This is a genomic window from Gryllotalpicola sp. CP2-P1, assembly GCF_057512245.1.
Genome location: NZ_JBLRDT010000270.1, coordinates 1 through 2,663, shown reverse-complemented (window position 1 = coordinate 2,663; position 2,663 = coordinate 1). Strand labels below are relative to the sequence as shown.

At 68.7% G+C, this 2,663-nt stretch carries 2 protein-coding genes; one reads left to right on the top strand and one right to left on the bottom strand.

Annotated features, from left to right (window positions below; translation table 11 throughout):
- Positions 1-2,117: transglycosylase domain-containing protein (locus ACM2XV_RS14055; RefSeq protein ID WP_487027379.1), on the bottom strand; the 2,117-nt coding region annotated here is incomplete at its 3' end.
- A gap of 118 nt (positions 2,118-2,235) precedes the next feature.
- On the opposite strand from ACM2XV_RS14055, the gene ACM2XV_RS14050 reads away from it, so the two are divergent.
- On the top strand, positions 2,236-2,663 hold a 428-nt coding region (locus ACM2XV_RS14050; protein WP_487027378.1), incomplete at its 3' end, for a quinone oxidoreductase family protein.

Genomic DNA, 2,663 nt, shown 5'->3' with positions numbered 1-2,663 from the left:
GCGCCGACGAGCGCGGGGTCGGGCGCAGGCAGCGGGTTGCCCCCGAGGGCGGCGTCGAGCGCGGGCAGCAGCTCGCGCCCGATCGAGAACTTCGCGGTGTAGCCGGTCGTGCCCTGCAGCAGCGGGAAGTGCTCGAGGCCGACGTGGCCGAGCGAGTTGCCCACCCAGATCGCCGTCGTGTAGTTCGTCGACGAGGTGATCAGCCAGTTCTGCTCGTCGCCGTCGGTCGTGCCCGTCTTGGCGAAGAGCGGGGTGCCGTCGTTCGGGTTCGCGCTCGCCGCGGTGCCCGAGCCGGTCAGCACCGACTGCAGCGCGTACTGCACGGTGTTCGCGACGTTGCCGGGGATGCTGCCGTGGCACTGCGAGCCCGTGAAGGGGACGGACTTGCCCGTGGAATCCGTGATCTTCGTCACGGCGACGGGCGTGCACACCGTGCCGCCGTTCGAGAACCCGGCGTATGCCTCGGCCATCGTCAGCGGCGAGATGGGGTTCGTGCCGAGGATCTCAGACGGGTACTCCTGGAAGGCGCTGTTGTCGGCGACGTGCACGCCCATCGACTTCGCGACGTTCGCGATGCCGCACAGGTCGAGCTGCATGCCCATGTGCGCATAGGCCGTGTTGATCGACTGGGCGGTCGCCTGCAGCACCGACATCGACGCGGGAACGCGCTCGTTGTCGTTGTTCTGCACGGGCCAGACCGCGTTGCCGATGTTCTCGCAGCTGTTGTGGAACTCGGTGAACGGGAACTGGCGGCCCGTCGTCGACACGTAGTCGTTCAGATGGTGGCCTTCTTGCAGCCACTCGGCGAGGGTGAAGGCCTTGAAGGTCGATCCGGTCTGGAATCCGCTCGACCCGCCGTAGCCCTGATCGGCGTTGTAGTTCACGCTGGTCGTGCCCGGCTGGTCGCTGTTCCCGAACGCGGTGTTCTGCACCATCGTGACGATCTCGCCTGTTCCCGGCTTGATCGTGACGTTCGTGCCGCCGAGCGAGACGCCCGCGGCGGTCTGCGGCACGTAGTCGCTCAGCGCCTTCTGCGCCGCCGCCTGCAGGTCGAGGCGCAGCGGCGTGTGGATCTTGAGGCCCGCCGTGTTGAGCTTTGCGGCCCGGTCGGCCGCGGTCTTGCCGAGCTTCGGGTCGGCGAGCAGCTCGTCGCGCACGTACTCGCAGTAGTAGGCGGCGTCGTGCGAGGTCGCGGCGGCGCACCCGGATGCCTGCGGCGTGATCTTCGGCGTGATCGGGGTCTTCTTCGCCTCGTCGTACTGCGCCCGTGAGATCGAGTGATGCGCGAGCATCTTGTCGAGCACGTAGTCGCGCCGGTCGAGGGTGGCCGCGTAGTGGTTCTTGGCGCCGTTCTTCGGGTTCTTCGGCTGGTCGATGCGCAGGTTCGACGGGTTGTTGAGGATTGCGACGAGGGTCGCCGCCTGCGCGACGGTGAGGTGCGCGGCGTCCGTGCCGAAGTAGTAGCGCGCGCCCGCCTGCACGCCGTACACCGTGCCGCCCAGGCCGACGATGTTGAGGTAGCCCGTGAGCACCTGCGCCTTCGAGTACTGCTTGTCGACGGCCGAGGCGTACCGCATCTCCTGCAGCTTGCGCTCGGGCGACACCTCGGTCGCCTTGTCGTAGCAGCGGTTCACGGCCGCTTTGGTGCTGAGATGCTCGCACTGCTGCACCAGCACGTTCTTCACGTACTGCTGGGTGATCGTCGAGCCGCCCTGGATGTTGTCCCCGTGGCCGAGTGCGGTCGCGAGCGTCGCGCGGATCGTTCCGATGACGTCGACCCCGCCCTCGGAGTAGAAGCGCGGATCCTCGGTGTCGATCGCGGCGTCCTTCACCGTCTGGGCGATCTGGTCGGGCCTGACGTTCACCCGGTCCTGCGAGTAGAAGGTGGCGATGGGCACCTCGTGGCCCGAGCCGTCCTGCGCGTAGAGCGTGCTGATCTGCTGCGGCGTCTCGATCTTCAGATAGTCGGGCATCGAGAAATAGGTGCCGAGCGTGCCGTGCACCCCGTCGGCGCCGATCACGGCGAACGGCGCGAGCGAGGCGGCAGCCAGCACCCCCGCCACCGCCGCTGCGATGACGAAGCCGACCAGTGCACCGAACCGACCGAGAATGCGCATCTCTTCGACGATAGGCACGCGCGCGGTCTTGCTGTACCCCTTTCAGGGGATGCATGGCCCGGCCATAATGCGAACATCGGGAAGCATGCTTCGCCGCGGTGCGGGGCAGGATGAAGGCATGACCCTGTCACAACAGCCGGAGCTCCCGGAGACCGCAAAGGCCGTTCTGATCACGCGGGCCGGTGGGCCCGAGGTCCTCGAGCTGCGCGACGTGCCCGTCGCGCCGCCGGGCGCCGGCGAGGTGCTCGTGCGCGTGCGCGCGGCGGGCGTCAATCCGGTCGACGCGAAGATCCGCAAAGGCACGCGCGGCGCGATCACAGAGCCGAAGCGCGTCGGGGCGGATGCCGCGGGCGAGGTCGTCGCGGCCGGGGAGGGCGTCTCGTTCCGCCCCGGGGACGCGGTCATCGGCTGGGGCCAGCCCGGAACGTACGCGGAGTATGTCACCGGCCCTGCGGCCAAGTGGACGCCCAAGCCCGAGGCCGTCGGCTTCGCGGAGGGCGCGGCTCTCGGGGTGCCTGTGTCCACCGCCTACCAGTGCCTCAGGTC